Genomic DNA, 13,709 nt, shown 5'->3' with positions numbered 1-13,709 from the left:
CGTGAGGGTCAGTGAAAGATGACTGACCTGATGGATCTTGAGTGTTGGTTGCGTATCAGGCGTTGCACGCAAAGAACATGAAGTCTTGGGGACTGAGCCCCTGATTTTGCTTTTTTAACTGGCGCTGCATGAAGAGCGCGAGTCTGAGCGAGTGACCGCTAGGCGCCGAGTTTTTTGGACCCCGGAGCGTACGTCAGTACGTGAGGAGGCCGAAAAACTCGGCAACAACGCGGACGCCGCTCAGAAACGTGCGGCGTCCAGCGTGTTTATTACTGACAAGCCTCGCAATCCGGCTCATCAATGGCGCAGGCCTTTGGCACTGGCGCCGGACCGGCCGGGGCTGCTTCGGCTGGACGCGGGGCGGTGATCGCCGAGTCGTCCGGGCCGTGGCCGCCGCTGGAAACGGCGTTCAGTTTACCGGTGTTGATGGTCGACTTCTCGGTGCTGGTCGCGGCCAGGGCACGGAGGTAGTAAGTGGTTTTCAAGCCACGGAACCACGCCATGCGGTAGGTCACGTCCAGCTTCTTGCCCGATGCGCCAGCGATGTAAAGGTTCAGCGACTGAGCCTGGTCGATCCACTTCTGGCGACGGCTTGCAGCGTCGACGATCCAGCGGGCTTCGACTTCGAACGCGGTGGCGTAGAGGTCTTTGAGCTCCTGCGGGATGCGCTCGATCTGCTGAACCGAACCGTCGTAGTACTTGAGGTCGTTGATCATGACCGAGTCCCACAGATCGCGAGCCTTGAGGTCGCGAACCAGGTACGGGTTGATCACGGTGAACTCGCCCGACAGGTTCGATTTCACGTACAGGTTCTGGTAGGTCGGTTCGATCGACTGCGAAACGCCGGTGATGTTGGCGATGGTCGCGGTCGGCGCGATGGCCATGATGTTCGAGTTACGAATGCCTTTCTGAACGCGAGCACGCACGGGCGCCCAGTCCAGGGTTTCGTTCAGGTCGACGTCGATGTACTTCTGGCCACGGGCTTCGATCAGGATCTGTTGCGAATCCAGCGGCAGAATGCCTTTGGACCACAGCGAACCCTGGAACGTCTCGTAGGCGCCACGCTCGTCGGCCAGATCACAGGAAGCCTGGATCGCGTAGTAGCTGACGGCTTCCATCGAGCGGTCGGCGAATTCGACGGCAGCATCGGAACCGTAAGGAATGTGCTGCAGGTACAGCGCGTCCTGGAAGCCCATGATGCCCAGACCGACCGGACGGTGACGGAAGTTGGAGTTCTTCGCCTGAGGCACGGAGTAGTAGTTGATGTCGATGACATTATCGAGCATGCGAACGGCTACGTCGATGGTGCGCTTGAGCTTGTCGGTGTCCAGCTTGCCGTTGACGATGTGGTTCGGCAGGTTGATCGAGCCCAGGTTGCAGACCGCGATCTCGTCCTTGTTGGTGTTCAGGGTGATCTCGGTGCACAGGTTCGAGCTGTGCACCACGCCGACGTGCTGCTGTGGCGAACGCAGGTTGCACGGGTCTTTGAAGGTCAGCCAAGGGTGGCCGGTTTCAAACAGCATGGACAGCATCTTGCGCCACAGGTCTTTGGCCTGGATGGTCTTGAACAGCTTGACCTTGCCTGGGTACTCGGTCAGCGCTTCGTAGTACTCGTAACGCTCTTCGAAGGCTTTGCCGGTCAGGTCGTGCAGGTCCGGAACTTCGGAAGGCGAGAACAGGGTCCATTTGCCGTCATCGAAGACACGCTTCATGAACAGGTCAGGGATCCAGTTGGCGGTGTTCATGTCGTGGGTACGACGACGATCGTCACCGGTGTTCTTGCGCAGCTCGATGAACTCTTCGATGTCCATGTGCCAGGTTTCCAGGTAGGCACAGACAGCGCCTTTGCGCTTGCCGCCCTGGTTTACTGCAACGGCAGTGTCGTTGACCACTTTCAGGAACGGCACGACGCCCTGGGATTTGCCGTTGGTGCCCTTGATGTACGAGCCCAGCGCACGAACCGGCGTCCAGTCGTTGCCCAGACCGCCTGCGAATTTGGACAGCATGGCGTTGTCGTGGATGGCGTGGTAAATGCCCGACAGGTCATCCGGAACGGTGGTCAGGTAGCAGCTCGACAGCTGCGGACGCAGGGTGCCGGCGTTGAACAGCGTCGGGGTCGACGCCATGTAGTCGAAGGACGACAACAGGTTGTAGAACTCGATGGCGCGGTCTTCACGGGCTTTCTCTTCGATTGCCAGGCCCATGGCCACACGCATGAAGAAGATCTGCGGCAGTTCGAAACGCACGCCATCCTTGTGGATGAAGTAACGGTCGTACAGGGTCTGCAGGCCCAGATAAGTGAACTGCTGGTCGCGCTCGTGGTTGATCGCCTTGCCCAGTTTTTCCAGGTCGAATTCGGCCAGGACAGGGTTCAGCAGTTCGAACTCGATACCTTTGGCGACGTAAGCCGGCAGTGCCTTGGCGTACAGGTCGACCATTTCGTGGTGAGTGGCGCTTTCGGCGACGCCCAGGAAACCCAGGCCTTCGGCACGCAGGGTGTCCATCAGCAGGCGGGCGGTGACGAACGAGTAGTTCGGCTCACGCTCGACCAAGGTGCGCGCTGTCATCACCAGTGCGGTGTTGACGTCGGTCAGGGCCACGCCGTCGTACAGGTTTTTCAGGGTTTCGTTCTGGATCAGGTTGGCGTCAACCTCGGCCAGGCCTTCACACGCTTCGGTGATGATGGTGTTCAGGCGACCCATGTCCAGCGGCGCGAGGCTGCCGTCTTTGGTGGTGATGCGGATCGACGGGTGAGCCTGCACAGGCGCTTCGCCGCCACGACCGGCACGCTCTTTGGAGCGGTCGTTGCGATAGATCACGTAGTCGCGAGCCACTTTTTGCTCGCCAGCGCGCATCAGCGCCAGTTCTACCTGATCCTGAATTTCTTCGATGTGGATGGTGCCGCCCGAAGGCATGCGACGCTTGAAAGTCGCGGTGACCTGTTCGGTCAGACGGGCAACGGTGTCGTGGATGCGCGACGAAGCGGCGGCGGTGCCGCCTTCAACTGCGAGGAAGGCCTTGGTGATGGCGACGGTGATCTTGTCATCGGTGTACGGAACAACGGTGCCGTTACGCTTGATCACGCGCAGCTGACCCGGAGCGGTCGCGGACAGGTCCTGCTGGGTCGCACCTGTCTGCGGCGCAATGGCCTGCGGATTCTCGCGAGTTGTGTCTGTTTGCATGGGTGTCTCCACGTTCTCTATGTTTATTTGGACGCCAGAGGCATCCACCGTTCCGTCTTGAGGCAGTTGACCGACAAACGTCAGTCCAGAAACTTCAAAACGGAGGGAAAGGCTGATTGACCGTCCTTGGTTTCGAAGTCCAGAAGGGTGCGGGTCTGAGCCCGTCGCCCGGAAAAAACTGTTGCAGAATGCTCGACTTGTGTTGCAACACTTGTACCGCTACGCGCAGATCGTGACGCTTGCTGTCTGCCATTCGCGTGAAAGCGGTCAGGCGGTAAAACCGGGGGTGGTTCAGCCCTTTGAACACGAGAAAAAATGCTTGAAATCTCTCGGTCACTTGTGTTTGGTTTTTCGAGTCAAACCCTACATGTAGGGTCTTCATCAGCGACGGGCTACAAGATAATGCGTTTCGGACACCAATTGCAACGTGTCACCTGTGGATAAAGCTGTGTGTAATTTGTGTGCGAATCGGGGAAATCGCGTGTAGGCCGCATGGCGACTGGGATGGGCGATTTTTCAGGGGTAGAAATCAATTTTCGGGTTTTTTGCGGGCGCGAACCCTATCACGAAATAAGGGATTGGCAAGGGCGACGGACGGGTGGTTTGGCATGTCGTGTGTCATGTTGGGCGAGTGGGTACTATTGCGACGGATCAACACTGTACCTCTTTAACGACGCTATACCTTTTGAACGCTGTACCTGTAGGAGCGTGGCTTGTCCCGCGATCGGCCGGGAACCGGTCGTAAGATCGGCCAGTGGTGTTGTCTGGCACAACGCATTCTCCGGTTTGACTGTTGCTGCGCAACAGATCGCGGGACAAGCCACGCTCCTACAATGGATGTCCCGCGCCACTATTAATAAGAACAATCACCAGGAGACACCGTCCGTGCACCAAGAACCCTGGCAGGTGCTGATCGTCGAGGATGATCGGCGGCTGGCCGAGCTGACCCGCGATTACCTTGAAAGCAACGGCCTGCGCGTCAGTCTGGAAGGCGATGGCGCGCGCGCTGCTCAGCGGATCATCGACGAGCAGCCGGACCTTGTGATTCTCGACCTCATGCTGCCCGGCGAAGATGGCCTGAGCATCTGCCGCAACGTGCGCAGTCGCTACGAGGGACCGATCCTGATGCTCACGGCCCGCACCGACGACAGCGACCAGATTCAGGGTCTGGACATGGGCGCCGACGATTACGTGGGCAAACCGGTTCACCCTCGGGTGCTGTTGGCACGCATTCATGCCCTGTTACGGCGCACCGAGCCGGCCGAAACGCCCGCTCCAGAGCAGCGCCGTCTGGCGTTCGGCCCTCTGGTGGTCGACAACGCGCTGCGCGAGGCCTGGCTCAACGACCACAGCATCGACCTCACCAGCGCCGAATTCGACCTCTTGTGGCTGCTGGTTGCCAACGCCGGTCGCATTCTCTCCCGTGAGGAAATCTTTACAGCGCTGCGCGGCGTCGGCTATGACGGCCAGGACCGTTCGATCGATGTGCGCATTTCGCGAATCCGTCCGCGCATCGGTGACGATCCAATCCATCCGCGCCTGATCAAGACCGTGCGCAGCAAGGGCTATCTGTTCGTACCGGAAGCGGCCAGGGACATGAGTCACGTCATGCTCAACGGCTGACCCATGCACTCCATCTTTCTGCGCATTTACGGCGGCATGTTGGGCGTTCTGGTGCTGGTCGCCCTGCTGGGCGTGCTGACGCTGCACCTGGTCAACAAGGTGCGCAGCGAGCAATACCGCGAGCAACTGGCCCACGGCACCTTCACCTTGATGGCCGACAACCTGAAACACATGGACAGCATCGAACGCACCCGTGCGCTGGCCGTGTGGGAACGGTTGCTCGGCATTCCGCTGGCGCTGCAAGCCGCCGCCCAGGCGCATCTGGATGGCGGGGCGCGCAATCGGCTGAGTCGTGGCCAGGTTATCGTCGAACAGACCGGCCCCCATGCCGCCCGGGTCTTTCGCGAAGTCGCGCCGGCGGGCTCGTCAGACAGCGGGGCAGCGTTGCTGTTGACCGGCGAAGTGCAGCAGATCAGTGAGCAATTGGCCCGGGCGACGCTCTTTCTGCTGCTCGATGAGTTGGTGCGTGTGCCCGTTGACGAACAGCCGATGCGCCTGGAAAACCTGCGTGTGAGCAAGGGTTTCGGCTTCGACCTGCACCTGATCAGGCTGGAGCAGGCCGACGTCGACGACGATCAGCGTCGGCGCATCGAGGAGGGCGATACGGTAATGGCGCTGGGCAAGGGCGGCGATTCCATCCGCGTGCTGTCCGGCGTCGGTAAAACCCAGTGGGTGCTGGAGATCGGCCCGCTGTACCAGATGAATCCTTACCCGCCCGAACTGCTGATTCTCATCGCGTTTCTGGGGCTGTGCCTGATCGGTCTGGTGGTGTATTTACTCGTGCGCCGACTGGAGCATCGCTTGCGCGGGCTGGAGGCCGCCGCGACGCGGATCGCCCAAGGCAGCCTGGAAACCCGCGTGCCGGAAAGCGGCGCCGATTCGGTGGGGCGTCTGGCCTCGGCGTTCAATGGCATGGCCGAGCATTTGCAGCGTTCGCTGACCATTCAGCGTGAACTGGTGCGGGCGGTGTCCCACGAGCTGCGTACGCCGGTGGCGCGCCTGCGCTTCGGTCTGGAGATGATCGGCGAGGCGAGCACGCCCCAGGCGCGGCACAAATACATGGTCGGCATGGACAACGATATTCAGGACCTCGACAAGCTGGTCGACGAGATGCTGACCTATGCGCGTCTGGAGCAGGGCGCGCCAACCTTGAATTTCCAGCGGATCGACCTTGACGCGTTGATCGATCAGGTGATCGCCGAGCTTGCGCCACTGCGCGCCAACGTTCGCGTCACCCGCGGCCAGTGCCTGGTGGTCAACGAAGATGCCGCTCTGGGCAACGAAGCCTGGGTCGAGGCCGAACCCCGTTACCTGCACCGCGCGTTGCAGAATCTGGTGAGTAACGCTACGCGGCACGCGGAATCCGAGGTCTGTATCGGCTATCAATTGAGCCAGACGCGCTGCCGCGTCGATGTCGACGACGATGGCCCCGGCGTGCCGGAAACGGCATGGGAGCGGATTTTCACGCCGTTCATGCGCCTGGATGACAGCCGCACGCGGGCTTCCGGCGGGCATGGTCTTGGGCTGTCGATCGTCCGGCGGATCATTCACTGGCACGGCGGGCGCGCGTTGATCGGGCGCAGTCAGCACCTGGGCGGCGCGTGCTTCAGCCTTTCCTGGCCGCGACAACAGGAGGACGTTTGAGCGTTTGTGTGTTTGACGGCCCGTTGGCTAAATTTGCGGACACCATCGTCGCGGATGACGGGCGTCCTGTCGTGCCTCTGCCAGAGCTGTTGTGCGATGACACGCTGGATCGCCTGCTGCTGAAGGTCTACGGCCCTGAACTGATGCCGGGCGTGTTGCCGGTGCTGGTGTCGCAGTGGTTCAAGTTCTACGCCATGCAGTTGATCCCGCCGGTGGTGGTGGCGACGCTGACGCAACGGGTCAGTTGGCCCATGCAGCTGGATCAACTGGCTTTTGCCGTGAATGAACAGGGCGTGCTCGACGGGGTGAAGTTTTACGCAGCGGCGTACGAAACGTCTGCCTCGGAAGATCCGTTCGTGCGGTTTGCGCCTTTGCTCGACAATCTGCAACACGTCATCGCCCGATTGAGCGCTTACGGCAGCGTGGCGCCGGGGGTGTTGTGGAGCAGCGCCGGGGATTACCTGGAAACCTGCCTGCGGGAGTTGGCGGCGGTCAGCGATGTGTCGCTGGCGTCGGGTTACGAGTTGTTGCGCGAAAGGCTGCGGCCGGACGGGAAACGCAATCCGCTGTTCAATGCGATCACTTATATAGAAGGGAAGAACGGGCAGTGGGTCAGGCAGCGGCGCAGTTGCTGTCTGAGTTACCGGGTTGAGTGGGTCGGACGGTGTGAGCATTGTCCGTTGCGCGGGGCCGACACCGAACAATGACATAACAGTTGTAGGAAGGAGCGCGCTCGCGATCGCGGTGACGCCTGTAGGCGTGAGCCAATTGTCTTTAACGGCCTCTCGATCAACGGCGTGACGCCCGACGCCTTCCCGGCTAAAGCCGGTCCTACGAAAGCCCGCAGCGTCTGTAGGACCGGCTTCAGCCGGGAAGAGGCCAGTGCATGCTGTGGAGGTGCAGTGTCTGGAAGTCAGCCTTCATGAGCGAGCTTGCCCCACAGGTTTTGTACCAGTCAGCCCTGCGTACCCATGCAGGAGCGCGCTTGCCCGCGAATTGGCCGGTGTGTCCGGCGAAGATGCAGTGGCTGGAAACCAGTCTTCGCGGGCAAGCGCGCTCCTACGGGAGTTGGGCGTGGCCGGAGAGTTCGAGAATACCCGGAGATCTCTGTAGGAGTGAGCTTGCTCGCGATCACGGTCCGTCAGATGAGTGAGTGTTCGATGAGCCGCCGCAATCGCGGGCAAGCGCGCTCCTGCAGTGGTTTTCCGTTCACGCGGGGATGGCCACCAGGCTTAACAACTGCCCGTCGCGCACGCCGAACTGCGCCTCCAGCTCCTTGCCGTCATGCCATTCGGCGCTGAGATCGATCTTCAGCCGCAGGCGCGCGCGGCCGTCGTCCGACCACTCCAGCAACTCGGCGTCCTCGAAGTAAAAGCGCTTGAGCACGAGGGGATAAAGCGCCTTGAACAGGCTTTCTTTCAGCGAAAACGTCAGCGTCACCTGGTGGGCGACCTGATCTTCCGGGCCTGCGGCCACGCGCTTGAGCTCGTCGGCGGTGAGGATTTCCCCGGCCAGGCGGACGGCGCGCTCGTTGCTCATCAACTGCTCCGCATCCATGCCCAGCCCGCGCCAATGTTGACGACGGGCCACAATGGCGGCGGCCCAGCCGGTGCTGTGGGTGATCGAACCGCACAGGCCCTCCGGCCAGACCGGCGCGCGATCATCGCCGATCGGTGGCACATGCGTGCGGCCGTCCAAAAGGCGCATGGCTTCGCGGGCGCACAGGCGGCCGGCAAGAAACTCGGTCTGCCGTTTTGCCACCGAGCGCTGAATGCTTGCAGGCGGATCGATCAAGCAGCGTTGAAAATCGCCATCGGCCAGTTTGTGCGGATCGAAGGGCGTGCTGACCAACACCACATCAGCCAATGGCTGAGGGAGCGGCCAGTGATGAGTGAGAGCGGGGCAGCAGAGTGGAAGATCAGGGGATGAGCTCATGGACGGCATTTTGCCGGAACTGGATCAGGGCACGCCACACGTAAGCCACCAACGGTGGGCGTGAACTTGCTTGCGATCGCGTTGTTTACGCCGCTTTGAATGCCACAGACAGACAGACAGACAGCAATCGCGAGCAAGCTCACTCCCACAGGGTTAGCAGCGCTGCAAAATTTCCAGGCCACCCACACGTCCCATGGGAGCGAGCAGACTCGCACGACTGGCTCGCGACTGCCGCATTTCTGCCAAATGCACCGGCCTTTTCCCGGCTAAAGCCGGTCCTACAGACGTTGCAAGCTTTTCGTAGGACCGGCTTCAGCCGGGAAGGCGTCGGGTGCTGCGCCGTTGATCGAAGAGCGCGTTAAATACGGTCGGCTCACTCCTGCAAGGCATGGCTCGCTGAATCGTTACAAGGTCGAGTTCTTCGCGAACTGCTCTTTCAGGAACGCTTTCATGTCTGCCCACGAACTCATGTCGGCGGCCTGGCTGTAGCCGATGTCCGGGCCGCCATGGTCGCCGTGACTGAGCTTGTCGGCGTCGGGATTGGTAAAGCCATGTTTCGCGCCTTCGATGCCGACGAATTTGTAGTCGGCCTTGGCCGCGTCCATTTCCTTCTTGAAGTCCGCGACATTCTGCGCCGTGACCATGGTGTCGTTGTCGCCATGCTCAATCAGCATCGGCGTCTGGGTCACGCCTTGTCTGGCGGGCGTCTTGGTGGTCAAGGCACCGTGGAAACTGACGACAGCGGCCAGCGGTTCGCCCCGTCGCGCGGCGTCGAGCACCACGCCGCCGCCGAAGCAGTAGCCGATGGCGGCGATCTTCCTGGGGTTGGTCTCTGGCTGTTTTTTCAATTGCTCGACACCTGCGTCGAAGCGTTTGGCCGATGCTGCTGCGTCAGCCGTGGCCGCTTGCATGAAGGCCATCGCGTCTTTCGGGTGTTCGGTGTTCTTGCCTTCGCCATACATGTCGATGGCCATGGCGCTGTAGCCCAGCACGGCCAGGTCGCGGGCGCGGCGTTTGGCGTAGTCGTTCAGGCCCCACCATTCATGCACCACGACAATGCCGGGGCGTGGGCCTTTGATGGCGTCGTCGTACGCGAAGTAGCCGACCAGGCGAGTGCCGTCGGCGCTTTTGTAATCGATGGTCCGGGTCTGCACCTCTGCCTGGGCCAGGCCGGCCAGGCACATGAGGGTGAAGGCTATGAGTAAACGCATGTTCAATCTCCTTGTCCGGTTGCTCGTCTGGCGATGAGCCTAGACGATTGTGCCGCTCAAGTTCCGACCGGAAGGGTGCTCGTATGTTCAGCTCGGGTTCAGTGGGTGTTCAGGAGGGGTTCAGCGCTCGCTGCGTATGCTTCAAACCGTACCCGACAAGGCGCCTGGCGCCGGAGGACCTGCACATGCTGACGTTCAACAAGTTTTTTCTGGCGCTGGCGTTTCTCGGCGGCAGCGCGGCGGCACAGGCCGCGGACGGCAATGCTGACGTTTCACGCATCGACTACGGCAAGAACAGCGAAAAGACCGACAGAACCAGTGGCATTCGACGGACGCAGAGCGTCAGCACGGCCATCGGCGGCTGGAGTGAGGGTTTCACCCAGCAACCTGTCGATCATCCCTACTGCGTAAGCTTCGAAAACCTGTCGGCGAAGGTCAACGGTGTCAAGCTCCGCCAGGAATCCCAGCTCGCGAGCTACGATGTGAAGATGCCATCAAGTACTGCGGCTAAACTGTTCAGCGACGCCACGCCCGCCCGCACGGTCAGTGCTGGAGAGTCGCTGAGCCTGAGCGACAGTCCAGACAACTACTTGCCTGTTCACCGTGTGCTGTAAGCCGCCGATGTTTTTGCCGGTGTCCGGATTGCGCAATCGTCGCCAGGGTCGTCACCATGACGGCCTTGGCAATGTCGTTGGGGTCCACGAATCGAGAGGTATGCCTTTGCCTGGGAGTGCGTCATGAAATTGCTGGTTGTCGAAGATGAAGCCCTGTTGCGTCATCACTTGCAGACCCGTCTGACCGAGAGCGGCCACGTGGTCGAGGCGGTGGGCAATGCCGAGGAGGCGTTGTATCAGGCGGGGCAGTTCAACCACGATCTGGCGGTGATCGATCTGGGCCTGCCGGGCATTGGCGGGCTGGACCTGATTCGTCAGTTGCGCGCTCAGAACAAGGCGTTTCCGATCCTGATCCTCACCGCACGCGGCAACTGGCAGGACAAGGTCGAAGGCCTGGCCGCCGGTGCTGACGATTACGTGGTCAAGCCGTTTCAGTTCGAAGAGCTGGAGGCCCGGCTCAATGCGCTGTTGCGCCGCTCGAGCGGCTTCACGCAATCGACGATCATTGCCGGGCCGCTCACCCTGGACCTCAACCGCAAGCAGGCCTCGCTGGACGAACAGCCGCTGGCGCTGACCGCTTACGAATACCGGATTCTGGAATACCTCATGCGCCACCATCAGCAGGTGGTGCCCAAAGAGCGCCTCATGGAGCAGCTCTATCCCGATGACGACGAGCGCGATCCGAACGTGATCGAAGTGCTGGTCGGTCGCCTGCGCCGCAAACTGGAAGGGCCCTCCGGCTTCAAACCGATTGATACCGTGCGCGGGCTGGGCTACCTCTTCACCGAGCGCTGTCGATGATTCGTTCGCTTCGCCTGCGTCTGATGCTGGCCGCCGCGACCCTGGCGGTCATCTTCATGCTGCTGATGTTGCCTGCGCTGCAAAGCGCGTTCAGCCTGGCGCTGGAAAGCTCCATCGAAAAACGACTGGCCTCAGACGTCACCACGCTGATTTCCGCGGCGCGGGTGGAGGATGATCGGCTGTTGATGCCGACGCTGCTGCCAGGCGAGCAGTTCAGCCTGCCGGACAGCCGCTTGCTGGGCTACATCTATAACCGCGCCGGCAAACTGGTCTGGCGGTCCCGCGCCACCGAAGACGAAGCCATCGACTATCAGCCGCGCTATGACGGTCGGGGTAACGAGTTCGCCAAGATCCGTCAGCCCAATGGCGAAGAATTCTTCGTGTATGACGTGGAAATCAAACTGCTGGGCGGACGCAATGCCGCCTACAGCATCGTCGCCTTGCAACCGGTGCGTGAATATCAAGAAACCATTTCCGGTCTGCGTGAAAAGCTCTATCTGGGTTTCGGCGGCGCATTGCTGGTGTTGCTGCTTCTGCTCTGGGTCGGCCTGACCTGGGGCTTGCGTGCACTGCGAGGGATGAGTCAGGAGCTCGATCAGGTCGAAGCCGGTTCGCGCGAGAGCCTCAGTGAGGAACACCCCAGCGAACTGTTGCGTCTGACCGATTCGCTCAACCGCCTGTTGCGCAGTGAACGTGAGCAGCGCATTCGCTATCGCGACTCGCTGGGCGATCTGGCCCACAGCCTGAAAACGCCGCTGGCCGTCTTGCAGGGCGTCAGTGAAAAGATCGCCAAGCGCCCCGAAGACCTTGAGCAGGCGCGCATTCTGCAATCGCAGATCGAGCGCATGAGTCAGCAGATCGGTTACCAGCTGCAGCGCGCCAGCCTGCGCAAAAGTGGTCTGGTGCGCCATCACGTCGCGTTGAAGCCGGTCGTTCAGAGCCTGTGCAACACGCTGGAGAAGGTCTATCGCGACAAGCAGGTGACGGTCGTGCTCGACTTGCCGGACAACTGTCAGGTGCAGATGGAGGAGGGCGCGCTGCTGGAGATGCTCGGCAATTTGCTGGAAAACGCCTATCGCCTGTGCCTGGGTGAGGTGCGGGTCAGTTGGCGGCCTTCGATGATGGGCGACGAACTGTGCATCGAAGACGACGGCCCCGGCGTCCCCCTCAACCAGCGCGCCCGAATTCTGGAGCGTGGCGAGCGCCTGGATCAGAAAAACCCGGGTCAGGGCATCGGCCTTGCGGTGGTCAAGGACATCATCGAAAGCTACGGCGCAGGGCTGACTTTGGGGGATTCGGAGTTGGGCGGCGCAGCGTTCAGGATTCAGTTTGCGATTTAAACTATCCGTCACAGCCCTGTAGGAGCGTGGCTTGTCCCGCGATCGGCTGCGCAGCAGTCGTCAATCCGGACACTTGGGCGTCTATCCCTGCGCATTGTCAGGAAATGCTGCCGCTGCGCGCCAGATCGCGGGACACCCCTCGCTCCTACCCAATATGCTCAGGCCCTTCAAACCGCCTGCGCCCGATACGCTCCTGGCGTGAGGCCTGTCCATTTCTTGAACGCGCGATGAAACGCCGAAGGCTCCGAAAACCCCAGTTGCTCGGCGATCTGCTGCAGTGAAAGGTTTGGCTGACCCAAATGGTAAATCGCCATGTCCCGGCGCAACTCGTCCTTGAGCCCCTGAAAACTGGCGCCTTCCTCACGCAGATGCCGGCGCAATGTTTGCGCGCTGATGTGCAAGTGATCGGCGACCGTTTCCAGGTCCGGCCACTGATTGCAATCGCGGCTGAGCAGGCGACGCAACTGGCTGCTCAGGCTGTCACCCTCATCGGGGCGGGCGAGCAGGTCAGCGGGAGAACGTTCGAGAAACCGCTTCAACGTACGCTCGTCCTGCAGCAGCGGCAGGTTCAGGTAACGGTGATGGAAGGTCAGGGCCGTGCGCTCGGCATCGAATCGCAACGGCGAATAAAACAGCAGCTCGTACTCCGCGCCATGGGCGGGGCGCGGATAGGCGAACGTTGACTGCTCCAGGCGAATACGCTGGCCGATCAGCCAGCTCGCCAGCCGGTGCCAGATCACCAGCAGCGACTCGCTGAGAAAATGTTCCGGGTCACGCAGGCTCGAATCGTCCAGGCACAGCCGCACCCATTCGCCATCGCGCTCAAGGCTCAGCCGTGGGGCCTGCGCAAACAGGCCATAAAACCTGAACCCGCGCTGCAGCGCTTTTTCCAGCGTCCGGCAATGAATCAGGGCGTGGCACATCATCGCGAACGTGCCGCGTCTGCTGGGCGCACGGCCAAAGCCCATGAATTCGTCATCCAGAGCGCGCCAGACCAGCTGGATCAGCCGTGCGAACTGCTCCGGCGCGATCCGCGCCCGTGGCTCGTTCAGCCATTCAGGCTGTATACCCGCCTGCTCCAGTATCGGCCGGCAATCGAGGTCGTAATGCCGCGCGCCTTGCAGAACGGCCCGGGCGAAGTGGCTGGCGATGGTGCGATGGCGCATGGGGCTGCTCTTTTTGTGTTTTGGCTGCGGATGCGTGAACGCAGGGTCGCGCCGATCGTTGTCGCCTGCAAGGCGGATACCCGCCAATGACAGCGCCTATTTGTCGAAAAAGGGCGGAAATCCGCCACCGTGCCGACCGATTTCAGACTAGGATTCAGCGAACGGTCCTTGCCACTTGGGGTTTCTGGCGCTT

Annotated in this window: 10 protein-coding genes; 6 read left to right on the top strand and 4 right to left on the bottom strand. The window is 61.2% G+C overall.

The features are described from left to right. Positions 1-269 precede the first annotated feature (269 nt). Positions 270-3,182, bottom strand: a complete 2,913-nt coding sequence (locus tag QRN36_RS17275; protein ID WP_285425160.1) for a ribonucleoside-diphosphate reductase subunit alpha — start codon at positions 3,180-3,182, stop codon at positions 270-272. 885 nt (positions 3,183-4,067) lie between these two features. Here QRN36_RS17275 and QRN36_RS17270 point away from each other — a divergent pair. From QRN36_RS17270 to fhuF, 3 genes are read left to right on the top strand one after another with little or no spacing between them, the layout of a single operon-like run. Continuing rightward, complete coding sequence (locus QRN36_RS17270; RefSeq protein ID WP_285425159.1) at positions 4,068-4,805, top strand: response regulator; 738 nt, start codon at positions 4,068-4,070, stop codon at positions 4,803-4,805. Positions 4,806-4,808: 3 nt separating this feature from the next. After that, a complete protein-coding gene (locus tag QRN36_RS17265; RefSeq protein WP_285425158.1) occupies positions 4,809-6,449 on the top strand; it encodes an ATP-binding protein in 1,641 nt (546 codons plus the stop codon). After that, positions 6,407-7,156: a siderophore-iron reductase FhuF gene (gene fhuF / locus QRN36_RS17260; RefSeq protein WP_285425157.1), complete on the top strand. Its 750-nt coding sequence runs from the start codon at positions 6,407-6,409 to the stop codon at positions 7,154-7,156. Before QRN36_RS17265 ends, fhuF begins: the two co-directional genes overlap by 43 nt. Before the next feature lie 502 nt (positions 7,157-7,658). Here the strand turns inward: fhuF and QRN36_RS17255 are convergent. Next, positions 7,659-8,384 carry a 4'-phosphopantetheinyl transferase gene (locus tag QRN36_RS17255; RefSeq protein ID WP_285425156.1) on the bottom strand — a complete coding sequence of 242 codons (726 nt, stop codon included), beginning with the start codon at positions 8,382-8,384 and terminating at the stop codon, positions 7,659-7,661. Between the two features lie 404 nt (positions 8,385-8,788). Continuing rightward, on the bottom strand, positions 8,789-9,595 hold the full coding sequence (locus tag QRN36_RS17250) for a dienelactone hydrolase family protein (protein ID WP_285425155.1): 807 nt from the start codon (positions 9,593-9,595) through the stop codon (positions 8,789-8,791). 185 nt (positions 9,596-9,780) lie between these two features. On the opposite strand from QRN36_RS17250, the gene QRN36_RS17245 reads away from it, so the two are divergent. From QRN36_RS17245 to QRN36_RS17235, 3 genes are all read left to right on the top strand, one after another. Next, on the top strand, positions 9,781-10,209 hold the full coding sequence (locus tag QRN36_RS17245) for a hypothetical protein (RefSeq protein ID WP_285425154.1): 429 nt from the start codon (positions 9,781-9,783) through the stop codon (positions 10,207-10,209). 123 nt (positions 10,210-10,332) lie between these two features. Continuing rightward, the gene (locus QRN36_RS17240) at positions 10,333-11,010 is read left to right on the top strand and encodes a response regulator transcription factor (RefSeq protein ID WP_285425153.1); all 678 of its coding nucleotides are present in this window, start codon (positions 10,333-10,335) and stop codon (positions 11,008-11,010) included. Next, entirely contained in the window at positions 11,007-12,350 is a 1,344-nt protein-coding gene (locus QRN36_RS17235; RefSeq protein WP_285425152.1) for an ATP-binding protein, read from the top strand. Before QRN36_RS17240 ends, QRN36_RS17235 begins: the two co-directional genes overlap by 4 nt. A gap of 167 nt (positions 12,351-12,517) precedes the next feature. Here the strand turns inward: QRN36_RS17235 and QRN36_RS17230 are convergent, their stop codons facing one another. Beyond that, entirely contained in the window at positions 12,518-13,516 is a 999-nt protein-coding gene (locus QRN36_RS17230) for an AraC family transcriptional regulator (protein WP_285425151.1), read from the bottom strand. Positions 13,517-13,709 lie beyond the last annotated feature (193 nt).

The sequence above is a fragment of the Pseudomonas sp. efr-133-TYG-103a genome (assembly GCF_030209235.1).
Classification (GTDB): Bacteria; Pseudomonadota; Gammaproteobacteria; order Pseudomonadales; family Pseudomonadaceae; genus Aquipseudomonas.
This window is presented reverse-complemented; position numbering and strand designations above follow the sequence as displayed.

Excerpts from the sequence above, each read along its gene's own strand:
- QRN36_RS17275 (WP_285425160.1), bottom strand. The coding sequence starts at position 3,182 with ATGCAAACAGACACAACTCGCGAGAATCCGCAGGCCATTGCGCCGCAG.
- QRN36_RS17265 (WP_285425158.1), top strand. The coding sequence starts at position 4,809 with ATGCACTCCATCTTTCTGCGCATTTACGGCGGCATGTTGGGCGTTCTG.
- QRN36_RS17255 (WP_285425156.1), bottom strand. The coding sequence starts at position 8,384 with ATGAGCTCATCCCCTGATCTTCCACTCTGCTGCCCCGCTCTCACTCAT.
- QRN36_RS17250 (WP_285425155.1), bottom strand. The coding sequence starts at position 9,595 with ATGCGTTTACTCATAGCCTTCACCCTCATGTGCCTGGCCGGCCTGGCC.
- QRN36_RS17245 (WP_285425154.1), top strand. The coding sequence starts at position 9,781 with ATGCTGACGTTCAACAAGTTTTTTCTGGCGCTGGCGTTTCTCGGCGGC.
- QRN36_RS17240 (WP_285425153.1), top strand. The coding sequence starts at position 10,333 with ATGAAATTGCTGGTTGTCGAAGATGAAGCCCTGTTGCGTCATCACTTG.
- QRN36_RS17235 (WP_285425152.1), top strand. The coding sequence starts at position 11,007 with ATGATTCGTTCGCTTCGCCTGCGTCTGATGCTGGCCGCCGCGACCCTG.
- QRN36_RS17230 (WP_285425151.1), bottom strand. The coding sequence starts at position 13,516 with ATGCGCCATCGCACCATCGCCAGCCACTTCGCCCGGGCCGTTCTGCAA.